Consider the following 2,861-nt stretch of genomic DNA (forward strand, 5'->3'; position numbering starts at 1 on the left):
GGCAGTAGGAGCAGGCTTAAAGTTTTTCCTTTCTTCTTCTGTAATACCTAATCTCTCAGAAAAATTTTCATGAAGCTTTAATTCAGCTTCATATGTTCCTTGTGCATGGCTTGCTAGTCGACTAGTTGTATGTAAATCTGTTGCTTTGACTGCACCTAAAGCTTGAACTCTAGCAAAATGAGATAAATAATATGCATCTTGCATGACATAAAAACGAAAACACTCTACTGGCAATGTGCCATCTCCAATTCCTCTAACAAACGGGTGATTGAAGCTTGCTTCCCAAATATGATCTACTTCTTTACGAATGACCTCTGAAAATTTCATTTTCTATACCTCCAAATTTGTATTTTATTAGGCAATGGAACTGGAAAAATAATGATTGATAACCTATAATCACCTCTTTTGAGCAAATAAAAAACCACTTCCTTTACCGACGTAAAGAAAGTGGTTGTACTTGAAATAATACATAAACGTATTGTTTCATGACCCCACTTCCCTACGCTGGTGTAAACCAGATCAGGTTCTAAGGGTCTTAAAGTTATACTTTAATCTCAGCTTCTGCGGTAAAATTGACTTTTACCTGTAAAGCACCCCTAGTGGTACAAATTGTATATTTAGTTCATTTGCCTTTATATTAACACGTTATATCTAATTGTCAAACTTATTAAATAAAGTTTTTTTTAGTAAAGTATAAAATCCAACGATATGTTAAATAAAAAAATCGCCTAACATACTCTTTGGAAATCGAACTTAATCACATAAAAAATATTCTCTATTAACCTTAAGCAAAGTTTATTTTACTATTAATCCTGCTTTACTAATTATCGTTGGTACTGTTTATGAAGCTGAGCCGCTATGATATTCTTTTGGATTTCGGATGTACCTTCATAAATTCTCGTAATACGTGCATCACGATAAAAACGTTCAATGGGATATTCAGAAATGTAACCAATCCCTCCATGAATTTGGAGAGCCTTATCAGCTACACGATTATACGTTTCTGAACCAAGTAACTTGACCATAGCCGCATTTTTAATGACGTTCTTTTTTTGATCAACCATCCAGGCAACGCGATAGGTCATGGATCGAAGGGCTTCTGTATCTAATGCCATATCTGCCAAGTAATGCTGAATAATTTGTTGTTCGAAGATTGGTTTGTCGAACTGAATTCTCATATGAGCAAAATCAATCGACATCTCAAGTAATTTTTCACACGACCCTAAGTTTCGTGCTGCCATTCCTGCACGTCCATTCGCCAAGATTTTCAGGGCATTCATATACCCTTGCCCCTCATCACCCAATACATTCTCAACTGGAACTTCGCAATCCTCAAAGAAAATTTCAGATGAATGTGAACCATGAAGGCCCATTTTCCGTTCGATTTTTCCTAGTTGAAACCCTGGGGAGTCTTTTTCGACGATAAAAGATGTGATTCCTTTTGCACCCTTAGAAGGATCTGTAACAGCCATTACAGTAAACACATCTGCGATTGGAGCATTAGTAATGTAATGTTTGCTTCCATTCAGGATATACTTTTCGCCCTTTTTAACCGCTGTTGTTTTCAGATTTGAGGCATGTGAACCTGCGCTTGGTTCAGTTAAAGCAAAAGCGCCAATTCTTTCACCTGATGCCATGTCAGGTAAATATCTGCGTTTTTGTTCTTCATTTCCCATCTCTACAATTCCAACGCCGCCAATTCCCGTATGTCCGCCAATTACTGTTGTATAACCGTTATGTGTTCTTCCCAACTCCTCTAGAATGGCGCATTTCCCAACCATATCAATGCCTAACCCACCATATTCTACAGGAATACTAAGGCCAAACAGTCCCATTTCTTTCGATTTCCCCATAATGATTTCTGGGATTTCATTGCTTTCTTCAATTAACATGGCATGTGGTTCTACTTCGTTATCAATAAATTCTCGGATTCCTTGTTTTAAAACTTTGATATCGTCTGAAAATTCAAAATTCAAGGTATTTTCTCCCCCTTCTATTGGTTTTAGGTTTAATTCCTTAACCCGATTTCTTTTACATATAGGAGGATACTATTCTCCTAAGCTTCGAAATAATACAAATAGCTATCTAATCAAACAAAATCAACCTATTTGACCCACTGGGTGATTAAAAATCCTAAGAAATATTTTCAGGCTATAGTTTTACTTTTTGTGATTACCATTTAATCAGTTTCATAAAGTCAAACCATGGTTAGGCCGCCATTGACGGAAAGAGTTTGCCCAGTTACATATCCTGCTTCTTCCGAAACAAAATAGGCCACAGCACCGGCAATATCTTCTGGTTGAGCTAAACGACGGAACGGAATCGCTTTCTCCAAAGCTCCGGCTATTCCTTCATTGTAAGAACCAATTTCTTGAAATAAAGGCGTGTCAGCTGGACCTGGCGCAATACAATTGATGTTAAGCTTATGACGTGCCATTTCTCTTGCTATTGTTTTCGTAAACGCAATGACCCCACCCTTAGCAGCCGAATAGACGGCCTCACCGCTAGATCCGATTCTTGCTGCATCCGACGCAATATTGACTACCTTTCCGTAACCGTTTTCAATCATAAGCGGTAAAATTTCCTTACAAGTATGAACTTGACCCAGTAAATTAATATCGATAATCCTTTTCCAAGTGCTTGGATCACTTTTTAGGAATGGTTCTACTTTGTCCCATCCTGCATTATTAACCAATACATCAATCTTTTGATAAAAGCTCACTGATTCTTCAACTGCTTTTTTCACACTCTCTAAACTCGTTACATCACAATAGACGGCCTTAGCTTCATAACCCGCTTGCTCAATTAAAGAAACAGTTTCTTCTGCGTTTTTACTATTGATATCGGCCACAACAATGTTC

The 2,861-nt window shown here is 37.5% G+C and carries 3 protein-coding genes and 1 riboswitch; all 3 genes read right to left on the bottom strand.

Going from position 1 to position 2,861, the window contains the following annotated elements; genetic code table 11:
• Positions 1–327: thiaminase II/PqqC family protein (locus AC1DUW_RS24875; protein WP_477643726.1), on the bottom strand; the 327-nt coding region annotated here is incomplete at its 3' end.
• A 152-nt stretch (positions 328–479) separates the two neighbouring features.
• Positions 480–608: riboswitch (TPP riboswitch) on the bottom strand.
• 216 nt (positions 609–824) lie between these two features.
• A complete protein-coding gene (locus tag AC1DUW_RS24880) occupies positions 825–1,976 on the bottom strand; it encodes an acyl-CoA dehydrogenase family protein (protein WP_053345865.1) in 1,152 nt (383 codons plus the stop codon).
• A 221-nt stretch (positions 1,977–2,197) separates the two neighbouring features.
• Positions 2,198–2,861 (bottom strand): SDR family NAD(P)-dependent oxidoreductase (locus tag AC1DUW_RS24885; RefSeq protein WP_477643727.1); only part of this gene is annotated, 664 nt, incomplete at its 5' end.

The sequence above is a fragment of the Peribacillus sp. P4_C12 genome (genome assembly GCF_056402095.1).